Source organism: Pseudomonas fluorescens (genome assembly GCF_030344995.1).
GTDB lineage: Bacteria > Pseudomonadota > Gammaproteobacteria > Pseudomonadales > Pseudomonadaceae > Aquipseudomonas > Aquipseudomonas fluorescens_BF.
Window position 1 is genome coordinate 2,640,365 of sequence record NZ_CP128260.1, and the last position, 14,192, is coordinate 2,654,556.

At 57.1% G+C, this 14,192-nt stretch carries 10 protein-coding genes; all 10 read right to left on the reverse strand.

The annotated features are described in order from the left end of the window. Positions 1-99 precede the first annotated feature (99 nt). The 10 genes from QR290_RS11945 to QR290_RS12005 all read right to left on the reverse strand — a co-directional run bounded on the left by QR290_RS11945 (position 100) and on the right by QR290_RS12005 (position 14,038). Positions 100-525 carry a HEAT repeat domain-containing protein gene (locus tag QR290_RS11945; protein ID WP_289204993.1) on the reverse strand — a complete coding sequence of 142 codons (426 nt, stop codon included), beginning with the start codon at positions 523-525 and terminating at the stop codon, positions 100-102. Between the two features lie 273 nt (positions 526-798). After that, on the reverse strand, positions 799-1,167 hold the full coding sequence (locus QR290_RS11950; protein WP_289204994.1) for a hypothetical protein: 369 nt from the start codon (positions 1,165-1,167) through the stop codon (positions 799-801). A gap of 2 nt (positions 1,168-1,169) precedes the next feature. Beyond that, entirely contained in the window at positions 1,170-6,029 is a 4,860-nt protein-coding gene (locus QR290_RS28665; RefSeq protein WP_353739149.1) for an RHS repeat-associated core domain-containing protein, read from the reverse strand. Then, the gene (locus QR290_RS11975) at positions 6,026-6,769 is read right to left on the reverse strand and encodes a DUF4123 domain-containing protein (RefSeq protein WP_289204995.1); all 744 of its coding nucleotides are present in this window, start codon (positions 6,767-6,769) and stop codon (positions 6,026-6,028) included. Before QR290_RS11975 ends, QR290_RS28665 begins: the two co-directional genes overlap by 4 nt. Before the next feature lie 24 nt (positions 6,770-6,793). Beyond that, a complete protein-coding gene (locus QR290_RS11980) occupies positions 6,794-7,153 on the reverse strand; it encodes a hypothetical protein (protein ID WP_289204996.1) in 360 nt (119 codons plus the stop codon). Continuing rightward, positions 7,141-9,183, reverse strand: coding sequence for a type VI secretion system tip protein TssI/VgrG (gene tssI, locus QR290_RS11985; protein WP_289204997.1), 2,043 nt, complete (start codon positions 9,181-9,183; stop codon positions 7,141-7,143). Before tssI ends, QR290_RS11980 begins: the two co-directional genes overlap by 13 nt. Before the next feature lie 128 nt (positions 9,184-9,311). Continuing rightward, positions 9,312-9,827 (reverse strand): Hcp family type VI secretion system effector, encoded by a 516-nt coding sequence (locus QR290_RS11990; protein ID WP_007949952.1) that lies wholly within the window; start codon positions 9,825-9,827, stop codon positions 9,312-9,314. Between the two features lie 310 nt (positions 9,828-10,137). Further along, entirely contained in the window at positions 10,138-11,517 is a 1,380-nt protein-coding gene (hglS, locus tag QR290_RS11995; protein WP_289204998.1) for a 2-oxoadipate dioxygenase/decarboxylase HglS, read from the reverse strand. Between the two features lie 111 nt (positions 11,518-11,628). Continuing rightward, positions 11,629-12,567, reverse strand: coding sequence for an alpha/beta fold hydrolase (locus tag QR290_RS12000; protein WP_115077309.1), 939 nt, complete (start codon positions 12,565-12,567; stop codon positions 11,629-11,631). 16 nt (positions 12,568-12,583) lie between these two features. Then, entirely contained in the window at positions 12,584-14,038 is a 1,455-nt protein-coding gene (locus tag QR290_RS12005; RefSeq protein WP_289204999.1) for a flavin-containing monooxygenase, read from the reverse strand. Between the last annotated feature and the right edge of the window lie 154 nt (positions 14,039-14,192).

The window sequence follows — 14,192 nt, forward strand, 5'->3', positions numbered from 1 at the left end:
AGTCCCCTTTTCAGTCAATGCCGAGATCTGTCCCCTTTTTGTTGTTCCCTTTTGATGTTCTTTTTTTCTCGGCCGCTTTTCTTGCCTGTTGTTACTTTGTTAGGTTGATTCGGCTTTGATCAGCAGGTTATTGAGTTCAGGTTCAATTTCTTCATGGGGAGTGTGTTTTATGACCTTTTTGATGAAAGGTACATATTTTTTTTCTATAGGGGCTTCTGCCCAATCGAGTTCATATATTGCAATTATTTTTACATCTTTGTAATTCGATTCGGAAAGTAAAAGTTTCAGTATTTCTATTGAGCGTTCAGTACGGTCCTCACCCAATGAGACCGCGCAACGTTGTTGCCAATATTCTGGCCTGGAAAGTATCTCTGTTGTTAAACGGTCCCATTGTTGTTTTATAAAGTCTATCAGGAAAGTTTTTGCAACAAGCTCCGTGGTGTATTCTGTCCAGTTTGAATCTTCTGAATCACCAACCCAGGCACAAAATTTTTCATAAAACTCATCTTTTTCAAAGTTGCTCATGAAATCGCTCCTGTCGAGTATGATGAAGTAACGGCGCCGTTTTTTTGATAATCTGCCATTCAACGCCATCAATAATTTTTGTGTGTTTGGTGACGAGAGCTCCAGGTTTATTTCTTAAGATTTTTCCAGGCTCTGCTGCTACTTCATCAGTAACTTTCAGTATTTTTGCGTCACTCCAACTCTTAGGTGCGAAGGTATGATTGAAAAGGGGGCAGATTAATTTTCTTCAAATAATAAATCTGTCCCTTTTGGATTGTGTCCCCTTCGGATTGTTTACCAGAGATCAATTCGGCCGCATTTGAACTCGATTAGGTCGCCAGTATTTATGCCGCCGGGTAAGTAATCATCGATTAATAGTTTGATTCCACCCACGGCCACCAGATGCTCTGATGCATTTATTACTCTGGCAATTACTTTTCGAGATAGTCCAGGTTTTTCTGTGTTCCAGATCCCTACTGTTGACTCATTTTCACAGATCATTGCATCTTTCAACGAAAAAACATGCAATGGATCATTTATTGTTTCTCCAATGATCGCGCTGCATGGTTGAGAAAAAGCGACGCAGGTAAAGTTTCCGTCACTGATCTCAACCTCCGCCTCAGCCGAATCTCTGGATATCCAACTGATGTCCTTTATTAACATTTCTATTTCTCTGTTTTTAATCCGTACGGATATTTCCATCCAATCTGAGGGTTTGCTCCGATCGTGTCTGTTTTTACCGACTTCGGTTGTGCTTTCCACCCTAAACTCGGAGCTTTGTTTTCAAAGAATGAAATGGGTTTGAGGTGCATCGTAGTAATTTCTCCAGTAGCCCTATCAACCCCAACGAGCAAACCTTTTGCACTTCCAACCCCTCCAGGAATTGCGACGTAAGCGTTTAACTCAGGTGTAAACGTCCCGTTCCGAATAACAGAGTTGGCGTCAGCTACATACTGTTCGAGTGTGTAGTTGTCGTGGCCTAGCGTTTGCCCAATTTCCTCTCCATGTTTCTCAAAGTGACGTACATCCTCTCCAGGTTTAAATTTTCTGTCCGCAATAGGCGGAGTTGGCGTCCCATCTTTTACCTTCGGTACATCCTCTGGTTTCTTTGGTGATCCAGACCCACCTTCGTTTCCTCCTGGGCACTCAGTTTGCCCGAGCGGGTCTATCCAGCCAGTAGGGTTAGTCACGTACTGGTAGTTATTCAACCCACCCGCAAGCTTGATCGGATCCGGAGTCAGAAACCGCCCAGTCCCCGGATTGTAGTAGCGGTGCCGGTTGTAATGTAACCCTGTCTCCGCATCGAAATACTGACCTTGGAACCGCAGAGGATTGTCGATTTCACTGACGTCCAGCGCTGCGAGGTTACCGTAGGCGCGGTACTTCGCGGACCACATGATTTCACCGCTGTAGTCGGTGAGTTCCTGCGGTGTGCCCAGGTGATCGAGCTGGTAGTAGAACGGCGTCGCCTTGCGCGGGCCTTCGCCGTCGAGCATCGCCAGCGGGCGGAAGCTGCCGGGCTCGTAGATATAGGTGCGATAACGGTTGTCGCCACTTTCGGCGATCAGGCGTTCGCCTTGCCACAGGAATTCGGTGGTATGGCCATCGACAGTTTTCTCGATGCGGCGACCGAAGGCGTCGTACTTATAGGATGCAGTGCTGCCGCCCGGCAGGCTGACACCGATCAGTCGATGCTGGCAGTCGTAGCGATATTCGGTGACGAGTTTCTGTCCGGTGCCACGGCGTTCGCGGATCAGGTTGCCATAGGCGTCGTAGTCGTAGTGGCGGTCGCCCTGCATCAGCAGACGGTTGCCTTTGACGTTGGCGAGGTTGGCTGTGCCTTCGTTGTTCTGGCCGAGCAGGTTACCGGCCGGATCATGAGCAAAGGTTTCCGGTGTCGCGCCACGTACGCTGATCAAGCGATCGAGCGGGTCGTAGTGGAAGCTGCGGTTGCCCTTGCGGCTGTCGTCGATGCCGGCGAGGTTGCCGTTGGCGTCGTAGTTATAGCGACGCTGGAACAGGTTTTTCTCGCGCTGGCTAACGCTGTGCGCTTGCAGGCGACCTTGTTCGTCGTACTGGTATTGGCTGAGCAGCAGTCCTTGTTGGCGTTGCTGTTCGCGACCGGCGCTGAATTGGTGGCTGGTCAGGCGTGAGCCGTTGAGGTCGATGCTGCTCAGGCGTCCGCCCGACAAATGACGGTAGTCGAGTGTGCTGCCATCGGGGAGGCGGCAGTGACTCAGTTGCCCGACGCTGTCGTATTCGTAGCGGGTGGTGCCCCAGCCCTGATGCTCGGTGATCAGGCGATCCTGCACGTCGTATTCGTAGGCCAGCGGCCAGTGACCGTCGTCGACATTCACCAAACGGCCCAGGGCATCGTAGCTGTAGTGAATTTCTTCGCCATCGGCGAGGGTCTTCACCAGCAGTCGCCCGGCAGCATCACGCTGATATTCGGTGATCAGTTCGCTGCCGTCGTCGCCGAATTCGGTTTTCTTCAGCAACTGGCCGTTGAGGTCGTATTCGTACGCGGTGCGGCGGCCGTCGAAACCGGTTTCCTGCTGGATCAGGCCGTTGGCGTAGTAGTCGAGCTTGTAGTGCTCGCCGCGTTCGTTTTCAATTTCAGTGAGCAGCAATCCTGCGTTGTCGTAGCAATAGCGCAATTGGCTGCCGTCGGAATTGATGCGGCGGCTGACCAGATGCAGGTTGTCGGCGTATTCGTAGCGGGTGATACGGCCGAGCTCATCGCGTTCGGCGGTGACGCGTCCGTACGGGTTGTAGGTGAAAGCACGGGTGGCGCCGCCGGGGAGGGTGACCTGAGTCAGGCGGTCGACGGCGTCCCATTGGTAATGGGTGATGGCGCCGAATTCGTCCTGGCGGGTGATCTGCCGTCCAAGTGCATCGTAGCGATACTTGCGCTGACCACCGTCCGGAAGACGTTCCTCCAGCAATTGACCGAGATTGTTCCAGCCCAGTTGATGGCGACTGCCATCAGGGTGATGAATTTCCAGCAGCCGGCCCTGGCGGTCGTAGCTGTAGCGGGTTTCGTTGCCCTGCGGGTCGATTTGCTGGGTGATGTCGCCTTGTTGATTTCGGTCGTACTGCCAACGGGCCTTGCCACGTTTGACTTCAATCAGTTGCCCATCGAAGTAGTTGTAGAAGGTCGGTTCTTCTTCCGGCGGGATGACAGCCATCAATCGCCCGGCATCGCTGTATTGATACTCGGTGATGGCTCCCATTGGATCTTTTACAGCTACCAGACGTCCCTCATCGTCATAGGCTTTTTGCGTTTCAGCACCATCGGCAGCGGTTTCACTGATCAGGCGTGCATTTTCGTCATGCACATAAACCTGTTCGCTCCCATCGGAGTTGTGAACCGTTACCGTGCCTTTGTCATCCCACTCGTAGCGAGCTTCCAGTTGCGAATAGTTGGCCCAATGACGTACGCAGCGGGAGAGCTTGCCTTCACGTTCCCATTCCCAGAAGAAACTGGCGCCACCGGCCAGTTGCCGCTCAAGAATGACGTGCTGATCGTTATAGCGGTAATGCTCGGTTTCGCCTGCGGCGTTGGATGCAGAGACCAATTGATTGCGAGCGTTGTAGCGGTAGGTGACAAGGGTCTGAATGGTCAGCCATGGATCCTGGCGCTCACCGCGCTCGTCATACTCGGAACGCTGCTGTTGCTGATCAACGGCAACGATATGGCGATCGTCGTAGCGCAACAACAACGCGCGGCCAGCACCGTTATCGATGCGCTGGATCCGCCCCACCAGGTCATAGCTGATATGCACCTGATTTCCGTAAGAGTCACTGACCGTCGTCAGGCGGTCTGCTCGGAAATGATAAAAGCGTGGTTTTGCTCCTGCTTGGGTGAGGATCAGTTCACCCGGCGCGCTGCCCAGATAAATCGCCGCCTGAGCCAGACTATTGGTGATGGCTGGCCGTTGTTCGGTCGGCATCGGGAAGCGGGTCTGACGGTTTTCGTTGTCAGTCCACAACACGCCTTCATCGTTGATTTGCAGGCGATGGGACAGGGAATGGCTCCAGCCATGGCCGAGACGTCCATCGATTTCAACCGCGCTACTGCGGTAGAGGCGCGTCCATTCAATCGGCAGCAGACCACCCAATACACCGTCAGTGAGTGTCAGCAATTCCTCGCCGGTAACCATCGATACCGGCTCACCGTTGGTGCAGGTCTTATCGGCGCACTGAGCAGGTTGGTCCGCCGGGTTTTTGGACTGGTCGGGCGCGTTGTCTACTTTTTCCTGTTGTTGAGCGCGGGTGCTGTTTTCCTTCTTGCCGCGTGCATGAATCTGCGCATCCGTCTCTACAGCACCTCCGGAAACGGGTGGTTTTTTCTTTGGTGGTGTGGCGGTCTCTGCGGGTTTTGGAGGCGCAATTTCTACGCTTGCCTTTCGCGCCTGATTCAGTGGGGAGTTGCCGTTGAGCATCAACGGTTTCGCCGTATCGGCGTGTGCTGTCGCATTCTTTTTGCTGATTTTCATCAGCATCGAGGTGAAGTCTTCGATCAGCTTCATGACCTTGCCGCTGTTTCTTGCGGCATTCAGGCCTTTGGTGCCGATACGGACGGCCAGACCGATCCCGCCCGTCAAGACGATACCGATCAGAATGTTCAGCAGCACTTCCGTGGTCAGTTCCGCCAAGACCTCAGTGCAGGTCTGCGGAGGCAGCATCTTGACCCACGCGACGATCGCCGCAACGTAGATCCACATAAGTGGCTCGTCACTGGCGATCAACAGTGCTGTTTGGATGGCTTCTTTCGAAGCGTTATAGATCTTCTTTATCTGTTCTTCGGTGAAGAATTTTTTGAGCTTCTCGTAGTTTTCCCGAGGATGCGCAACCAGGTCGTAGAGGCTCTTGATGTCCCCCCACAGCCCCATGATTGCCTTGAGGAATCCTTTCCAGGCCGACTCCAGCTGTTGCAATGCCCGTCCACCCATGGATGCATTGGTGTGCGCTTGCCAGAGCGGCAGAAAATCGGTGGTCCACTCGGTTTGCAGCCAGCCGCTCAAATCCCCGATCACGCCTTGATAGGAATTGAACAGGCTGTCGATCTGAGCTTTGGTGGGGGTGGGGAAGAAAGTGATTTCGTATTGTTGGTGCGGTTTGAGGCCTGTGACCTCCAGAATCCCGCTTGGCCCGATTTTGACGTTGATCGGTTGACCGACTTCGTTCTTTCCGTAGAGCTTGCCATTTTCCACCGGCACCAGTCGCACCGGCGTATTGCCGATAGGGACAAAACGCGCAGATTCGAAACTGTGGACCAGCTTCAGTTTGCCGTTGGCAGGGCAGTTGGCATAAAGGGTATTGGCCTTTTTACTGTCCTTGTCTGCGGTGCCGACTTCGTCACCGACCTTGAACTGCTGCTCTGCATCCAGAATGCCACCGTACCAGGCTTCGGCATGCTCGCGATAATCCTTCAGGCACTTCTTGAAGTCGCTGATGATGGCCTGAGCATCAGGCTGTTTTGCATTGAGATTGGCAACAATCTCACCCATCAAAATGCTCATACAGCCACCTCACTTTCCAGATGGGCCTTCAGTAGGCCGGTAAAATTTTCTTCCGTGAGTGGCGTGCGTTTTACGAAGCGCGCCACTTTCTTTTGCAGATTCGATTCCGGGAACGAAAAGTACAGGTCGGCATGCTCTTCCTGCAGCCACTGCATCATGTTGCCGATTACGGTCGACGGGTTTTCGGCCATCAAGCTGTCCAACAGGTCTTTCGGCACCTCCCACCACGGCCACTCCTTCACCTTCGGCACCACCCTCGGCCCGACTTCCAGACTTCGCCCATTAATCAGATACCGCTCAAACACCGGCAGCACCTCCCCAGCCGTCTCACCCAACCCTTCAAGAATCGGATAGATATGCCGCCCATCCCAGAACCGGAAAAACACCTCGGTCCCGTCCGGCATCTTCACCTGGGTCAGGCTGCGCAGGTGTTCGAAGACTTCGTTGGGCTCCGAGCGGGAGACCGCCAGCCAGCCCCAGTCGAGGGCGTCGGTTTCGGTGATCCAGGGCAGGAAGGCCGAGTTGGCCTTGAGTTCGGCGACGTAAGGCATCACCGGTTGCCAGGTGGAGTAGGGCGTTCCGCCCCAGACGGGAATGGCCTGGACGGACGGTTCGCTCTGATACAAGGCTTTGAGGGCTTCGGCATCGCTCGCGGCGCTGACGATCAGGTACAGGCGTTCGTTCGCCTTGAGCGGGTGCGCGGAGAGCCAGGCCTGGGGAGTGATTTTTTCAGATGCCACAACAACCGTCCTTGATGGGTGAGCCTATTGGCTCATGTCCGCTTCAATGTTTTCTTCGTAACCCGAAAGCCTTTGCTGCACGCTTTCGTTTTCTGCGTATTTTTCTTTCAACTGCTTCAGTTGCTGATCCGTGTCTTTGCAGTATTTGTTCGCTTCGCTGGCGAGCCGGTGAATGTTGTCAGGGTCGGCCGGGTCTTGCTCGGGAATATCACCGCGAAGGGAGTCACAGTTGTTTCTCTTGATTACGTAGCTGGATACATCGTCGGGGAAGTTGTTGGCTGCGCGGGCAATCGGCGGTAGAGCCAGCAAGAGACTCAGCAAGCAGGCTGCAAAAACTCGCATTGAGTTTGCCCTTGCGAGTCTCTCGACAGTCAGATCGCGCATGCACCCGCCTTACACTTCTCACACTCTTCACAAAACGGCGCATTACGCTTGAGCGTGTTGATCTGCGCCGGCGTCAACACAGCACCCGCCTTGTCGGCATCCGCCTGCTTCAGCACACCCGGCATCAACGGCGCAGCACCCGTGCCACTCCCCGGCCCACCCCCCGAGTTGATGTTGATCGCCGGCCCGCTCATGGTCACGCCGCCGCCATCGATCTTGATGAAGCTGCCGCCGCCGACCAGCGTCAGTTCGGCCCCGGCCTCCAGCACCACTTTCATGCCACTGCTCAGGTGAATTTCCTGCCCCGCGTCGATGAACTGTCCGGTGCCGATCTTGATGTGCTGGTTCACGCCCACGGTCAGGTGATCGTTGGCCCTCGTTTCGACTTTGCGGTCTGCGTAGACGGTGTGGTGTTCTTCGGCCTTGAATTCCGTGTAGCTGTTCTTTTCCACGACGTCGTGGCGTTCGTTGCCGACGCGGATTTTCTGGTCGTGTTCGATGTTCTCGTCCCAGTCGCGCTGGGCGTGCAGGAAGATCTGTTCCTGGCCTTTCTTGTCTTCGATGCGCAGTTCGTTGAAGCCGCCACCGCCCATCGAGCTCAGGGTCTTGAAGGTGGTGCGGGTCTTGTTCGCCGGCAGGGCGTAGGGGACGGTGTTTTCCTTGTGGTACAGGCAGCCGCTGATCAGCGGCTGGTCGGGGTCGCCTTCGAGGAAGGTCACCAGCACTTCCATGCCGATGCGCGGGATGGCGATGCCGCCGTACTGGGCGCCGGCCCAGGCGGAAGACACGCGCAGCCAGCAGCTGGTTTTGTCGTCGGCCTGACCTTCACGATCCCAGTGGAACTGCACTTTCACGCGGCCGTATTCGTCGCAGTGGATTTCTTCGCCTTTCGGCCCGGTGACCACGGCGCTCTGGCTGCCGAGGATGCGCGGTTTCGGGTGACGCAGGGGCGGGCGGTTCGGCACGTCCCACGGGGTGGCCTGGAAGCGGTTGCGGTAGCCCTGGTGGAAATCGTCTTTCAGCGCGGTGGTGTCGCTGGTGACCGACTCTTCCAGCACTTGCGGCTGCTTGCCTTCGTGGTGGACTTCGGTGAGCAGCCAGAGGTCGTTCCACTTGGCTTTCGGGTGTTCTTTCAGCGCGAGGAAATGGCCGCTGACCAGCAACGGCTGATCACTCTTGCCTTCGGCGAGCTGGAAGTCGCTGCGATGGCGTTCGAGGGCGCGTTTGGCCAGGTGTTTGCCGCGTTCGCGGTCGACGAAACGGCCCGGGTAGTCGTAGTCCTCAAGGTCGGGCAGGGCGTCGCCGCGGTTTTCGCTTTCGAGGGTGATCCGCGGTTTTTCGAAGTCGTAGTCGCGGCGGGTGGTGCGGCTGGTGCGGGTTTCCAGGCGCAGGTCGAAGCGCTTGATCACCGGGTCGCTGGCGACCATGCCGGAGTCCTGCTGATAGGCCACCGGCGCCAGTTTCTTAAACACCGTCTGGTCATCGCCGAACACCAGTTTGTGCGCCGTGGCGCTGTGCTGGAAGTGGTAGTGAATGCCTTCCTCTTCGCACAGGCGCTGGATGAAATGCAGGTCCGATTCGTCGTACTGCACGCAGTAGATGCGATCGGGGTAGATCGAACCGGTCTGGAATTCATAGGCGTTGCCCTGGATGCCGTGTTCTTCGAGGACCTTGCCGATGATTTTCGGCACGCTGAGGTTCTGGAAGATCCGCTGGTTGACCCGGTGCGCCAGGTACGCCAGTTGCGGGCGCAGGGTCACGGAATAGCGCGTCAGGCGCTTGCCGGAATCGCCTTGCGCGGCGCGGTAGATCAGGCCGTGGATGCCGCTGCCGTCGGGCGACAGCTGCAGGAAGGCCGGTTTGTGCAGCAGGGTTTCGAGGTCCAGCGACGGCTGCTCACTGACCAGCTCCACCTCGAACACAAAAGGCTGGCTGACGGCTTCCCGACCGGTGAGGGTAAACACCTGGAAATCGGCGGAAAGACCTTCGATGGTCAGGGCAAAGTGGGTTTCATTGGCCGGCGCGAACATCCCTTGTTCCTCGTGCTGTACAGCGGCGCCCGTCGACCGCAAGAGCAGTCAACGCGCGCGAAATTCTGGAGGGGCGTAAACAACATCGACCAGCAGAGCTGGCCGATGCTTGAAACGATCAGCCGTAATTAAACGACTGGAGCACGCCAGTCATCGGAACCCGAAGTACCGGATACTTCGTGGGTCCAGGTGATTTTGCGGTAGGTGAACTGCACTTCTTCCAGGTGGGTGAAGTGCGCGTTGCCTGGATCCTGGCAGTTGTGCATTTTGTTGTTGATGGCGACGATGATCGCGTCTTCCAGTTTGGTGGTGTAGTAGTGCTCTTGGGTACCTTGAGCCGAAGTGCGGTACCACTGGATAACGATTTCGCTCATGCGCTCGCCGGAAGTCAGAGCGGCTTGCAGCAGTGGCGAAGCCTTGTCGTAGACCTTGGTGATCACAACTGGCTTGTGCACGCGCTGACCGGTTGGCTGACCGGATTGCGGGTCACGCGGGATGATCACGTCGTGGGTGAAAGCCTGAACCATAACCTGGTCTTCGTGGCCTTCCTGGTAGGTGTTGCCAACGGAGTCGGCAGTGAAGGCGCCGGCAGTGATCAGGCCTTGTTTTTCGCCGGTAACCGACATGTACGCTGGTGTTGCCATGGGAGGTGCTCCTTGCGGATAAAGTTAGGGTGCCCGGGAGGCGAAATCGCCCGGTGGGTGGCTGACTGTTATCAAGGAGCGTGCCAGTTTTTTCGAAGCCTTATAAACCAACAGGTTGGCGCTGAGCGATCGTGGTTTTTGTGAAAACGGGCAGGGATTCAGGCGAAAAGTGCGCAAGAAGTTGCGCAGTACTGCGCAACTTCTTGCGCACTTGGCTGGAGGCCGCGTGGCACAAGGGTTTCAGAGGTTTTATAGGAGTTTTATTACGGGGAACTGCGCAACTTCTTGCGCAGTATGGCTAATCGCCGCGTTATCGAGTCAACACCGCAAGGCAGTCTTCAATCGAGCGTTGCTGCGTCTCGGCGTACAACCTCAATTCATCAATGGTCGAACGCCCCAGCGCCTGCTCGAATGCCTGTCGGTTGGAATGCTCGCCATAGTGCGTCTGCGCCGCGTCCCCCAGGTTCGACTGAAAAATCCCCGCCGCACTCACCGGCAGGAAATCTTCGTACACCAGCGGTTCGGCTTTCACATAGCCGTCGCGCAACAAGGCTTGCAGGGAAACATCAGCAGGACGACTCGCCGCCAGCCCTTTGTCTGTCAGGAAATAACGGAAGTACGCCAGTTCCTGCTCGCGCATGCCCTCGAGGCTGTCAGGGAATTCGCTGAAATGCTGGGCCATCAGCGCGTTATAGCGTGAGGCGTTGGCTTCGTTGGGGAAATCACCCAGTTCATCGCGCGCCGCATTCAGCAGACGGTCGTACAACGCACGGCCCTTGGGAGTCAGCGCCGCGCCACGTTGTTCGATTTCACCGAAGCGGGCGCTGTGGCTGCCGCGGGTTTGCGTCTGGTCGGTGAAGGCGATCGGCTCGTCCAGCGCCTTGAAGCTGGTCTGACGCAACAGGATCGGATGCTGCCGGCGCGGCGGGCCTTCGATCACCGCCTTGGGTGTGATGCCATGCAGCGGCATCTGCGCCTGGACGATGTCGATGTCCAGCGTGCGCGGGGTCAGGTGGTTGATGTGCGGGCCCTTGAAAGCCACGACATCGGCGATCAGACGATGCTGGGCGCTGAGGGTCTGGTATTGCGCGGCGGTGACGGTGGCGCTGTGGTGCCAGCGAAATGTCTCCAGCGCTTGCAGGACAAATTCCCCGGCCTCGGCTTCATTCAGGCCGCCAGCGGACTCGGCCTGTTCGATCAGCTTTATCGCCAATGGCGTAAAGATCGAACGCTTATCCAGCACCGATGCAGCAAAGGCTCGCAGTTCAGGGTCTTCAATCAATTCCAGTCGCAGCAATGAAGTGAACACCCGGAACGGGCTGACCTGCAGCGCATCTTCATGCACCGCGCGAAATGCCGTGGAATGCACCGGCACCCCTGCAGGTGTCAGGTCGTAATAGCCCACCGGCTGCATGCCCATCACCGCAAACAGGCGGGCGAGGGTGGCCAGTTCAGCGGCGGTGCCGACGCGGATTGCGCCGTGGCGCTCCATGTCCAGCCGTTCGATTTCCCCAGTGTTGTGCAATTGGCTGGCGATTTGCGGTTCGCGTGCCAGCACGTCGCGGTTGGTCTGTTCCACCAGTTCCATCAACGCGCCGTACAGCGGCACTTCTTCGCGGTACATGTCGGACATCGCTTTGGAGAAGCGTTGGCGGATCAGGTCGGGGCTGACGAAAGGCTGCACGGTCATGAAAAAAATTCCTGGCACGGTCACGTAAAGGATGTCGGAAAAGATCGCAGCCTTCGCTGACGCGGGCAAACGAAGAATCCTACGAACTTCATTCTGCCAACGACTGACCGTTTACCTGTCCTGACGCGAATGTTCCCCCAGAAACTCCCGGTACAGACGTGCCGTGTTCGACGGCTGTTCGACCATCGGCATATGGCCGACGCCATCCCAGACATCGACCCGCAAATTGCTGATGCCTTTGCTCCACACCGGCACGCTGCTGACGTCGATCAACCGGTCCTTGCGGCCCCAGAGCAACAGCGCCGGGCATTTGATGTCCGGCAGTTTCGGCTCCATCGGCGGGCTGGCGCGAAAGTCGCGGAAGATCTCTTCCAGTTCGTCGCGGCATTGTTCGTAGCGCTGGGCGATCGCATCGAGCACCAGACCGGGCACCCACGGTGGCGAGGCCATGGTCATGGCGTAGAAACGTCGGAATTCTTCCCGGGAATTGATCAGGAACGGATTGTGCCCACGGGCCAGGTGACGCTCCATGTCGCTGGCCTCGGGCGCAGTAACGCCGGCCGGGTCGATCAGCGCCACCGAAGCGATGCGGTCAGGGTAGGTCGCCGCCAGCCACGCGGCGATGTAGCCGCCCATCGAGTTGCCGATCACGTGGACTTTCTCGACGCCGCAGACGTCGAGCAACTGGATCATGCGCTTGGCTTGCACCGGAATGTCGTAGCCACCGCCGGCCTTGAAGCCGGTTTCGCCGTGGCCGGCCAGGTCCGGGATGATCACCCGGTACTGGCCGACAAAATGCCGGGCGAAGCGCAGCCACAGATTCTTTTCGGCGCTGTAACCGTGCAGCATCAGAATGCTGCTCGACGCTTCATAAGGCCCGCCTTGCCAGGTCGACACGGTCATTTCGGCAATCGGCACTTCAATCTTGTGCAGCCGGTACAGCTTGGCCTCCAGGGCCGCACTCAGATCGTAGAGCCAGTGGCCGACCGCCGGGTAACTCAACCAGCTCCAGGCCACGAAAACCGCGAGGGCGACAAACAGCAAAAGCATCGTGGGTCTTCCTTGTTCAAGACAGAATGTGGTCGGCCGGTTTCAGCGCCCGGGTCAACCGGTGGTAGCTGAAACTGAAGCCGGGGAACATCGCGATCACATGACCGCTCCTGCTTTGATACCAACTGTGGCAGCCGCCGGTTTTCCAGACCGTGCGCTCCATCTCCCGGTGAATCATCTGAGTGTAGGTACGTTCTGCTTCGGGGCGAACTTCGATGCTGCGCAGACCTTTGGCCTGCAAGGTACGGATGCAGTCGAGGATGTAGTTCATCTGCGATTCGATGATGAAAAGCGCCGAGGTGTGACCGATGCCGGTGTTCGGCCCGGTGACGATAAACAGGTTGGGAAAGTCCGGCAGGCTGGTGCCGAGGTAGGCGCGCGGATATTGCGCCCAGACGTCGCGTAGTTGCACGGCGTTTTTTCCGCTGACCGGGTAGGAAATCACGCCGTCGGTGGCGTCGTAACCGGTCGACCAGACGATCAGATCGACGGCGATGTGCTGGCCGTCCGTGGTGACGATGCCGGTTTCGTCGAGGCTGGCGATGCCTTGTTCGCGGCTGTGCAACGTGACGTTGGGCCGGGTCAGCGCCGGGTAGTAGGTGCTGGAGAGCAACACCCGCTTGCAGCCGATGGTGAAGTCCGGTGTCAGTTTTTTCCGCAATTCGGGGTCAGTCACCTGGCGTTCGAGAAACTTCAGGGCCTGGCGCTGCACCATGTGAATCGCCGGTTTCGAATACTTGAAGGCGATGACCCGGGTTTCGAACTGCCAGTAGATCATCCAGCGCAGCAGTTTGTAGGCCGGTTTCAGACCCAGCAGCCAACGCTGAAATCGCCCGAATGTACGGTCGGCCCGGGGCAGCACCCAGTGCGCGGTGCGCTGAAACACGTGCAATCGGGCGACCTTCGGTGCAATCGCCGGAATCACTTGGGCCGCACTGGCGCCACTGCCGACAATCGCCACTCGTTTACCGTGATAGTCGTAGCTGTGATCCCAATTGTTTGTATGAAAGGTCTTGCCCTGAAAGCGATCCTGGCCGGGGAAGTGTGGGATGACGGGTTGGCTCAACGGCCCGGTGGCATTGATCAGGAACTGCGCATAAAAAGTGCCCTTGGTGCCGGTGTGCACGGCCCAGCGTTTTTCGGTGTCGTCCCATTCGACGCGTTCGACGTTGGCGTTCAGTTCGACACGGTCGCGCAGGCCGAAGCGTTCGACCACATGGTCGGTGTAGCGGTGCAGTTCGGCCTGTTCGGCGAACATCTGCGTCCAGCGGTAAGGCGCAAACGACAGCGAATACAGCGGCGACGGCACATCCACCGCTGCACCGGGGTAAGTGTTCTGGCACCAGGTGCCGCCGAAAAAGTCCCGGCGTTCCAGCAAGCGAAAGTCGTCGACACCGGCCTTTAGCAGATTGACCGCCGCGCACTGGCCGCCAAAACCGCTGCCGATGATCAACACTTGGTAGGTTTGCATGGGCCTCCTTCTTAGAGTCTTTTTTCCATTTTCCTCTGTTCATGTATAGCCAATCATTTGCCCGCCGTGTGGTGTTGATGACAGGGTATTCGGCCCGCTGGCCGGTGATGGCTATTTAACGTCGCCCTGATAGACTCCCAGCACATCCGGTCTG

Coding starts and splice junctions, on each gene's coding strand:
- QR290_RS11945 (WP_289204993.1), bottom strand. CDS start 525: ATGAGCAACTTTGAAAAAGATGAGTTTTATGAAAAATTTTGTGCCTGG.
- QR290_RS11950 (WP_289204994.1), bottom strand. CDS start 1,167: ATGTTAATAAAGGACATCAGTTGGATATCCAGAGATTCGGCTGAGGCG.
- QR290_RS28665 (WP_353739149.1), bottom strand. CDS start 6,029: ATGAGCATTTTGATGGGTGAGATTGTTGCCAATCTCAATGCAAAACAG.
- QR290_RS11980 (WP_289204996.1), bottom strand. CDS start 7,153: ATGCGCGATCTGACTGTCGAGAGACTCGCAAGGGCAAACTCAATGCGA.
- tssI (WP_289204997.1), bottom strand. CDS start 9,183: ATGTTCGCGCCGGCCAATGAAACCCACTTTGCCCTGACCATCGAAGGT.
- QR290_RS11990 (WP_007949952.1), bottom strand. CDS start 9,827: ATGGCAACACCAGCGTACATGTCGGTTACCGGCGAAAAACAAGGCCTG.
- hglS (WP_289204998.1), bottom strand. CDS start 11,517: ATGACCGTGCAGCCTTTCGTCAGCCCCGACCTGATCCGCCAACGCTTC.
- QR290_RS12000 (WP_115077309.1), bottom strand. CDS start 12,567: ATGCTTTTGCTGTTTGTCGCCCTCGCGGTTTTCGTGGCCTGGAGCTGG.
- QR290_RS12005 (WP_289204999.1), bottom strand. CDS start 14,038: ATGCAAACCTACCAAGTGTTGATCATCGGCAGCGGTTTTGGCGGCCAG.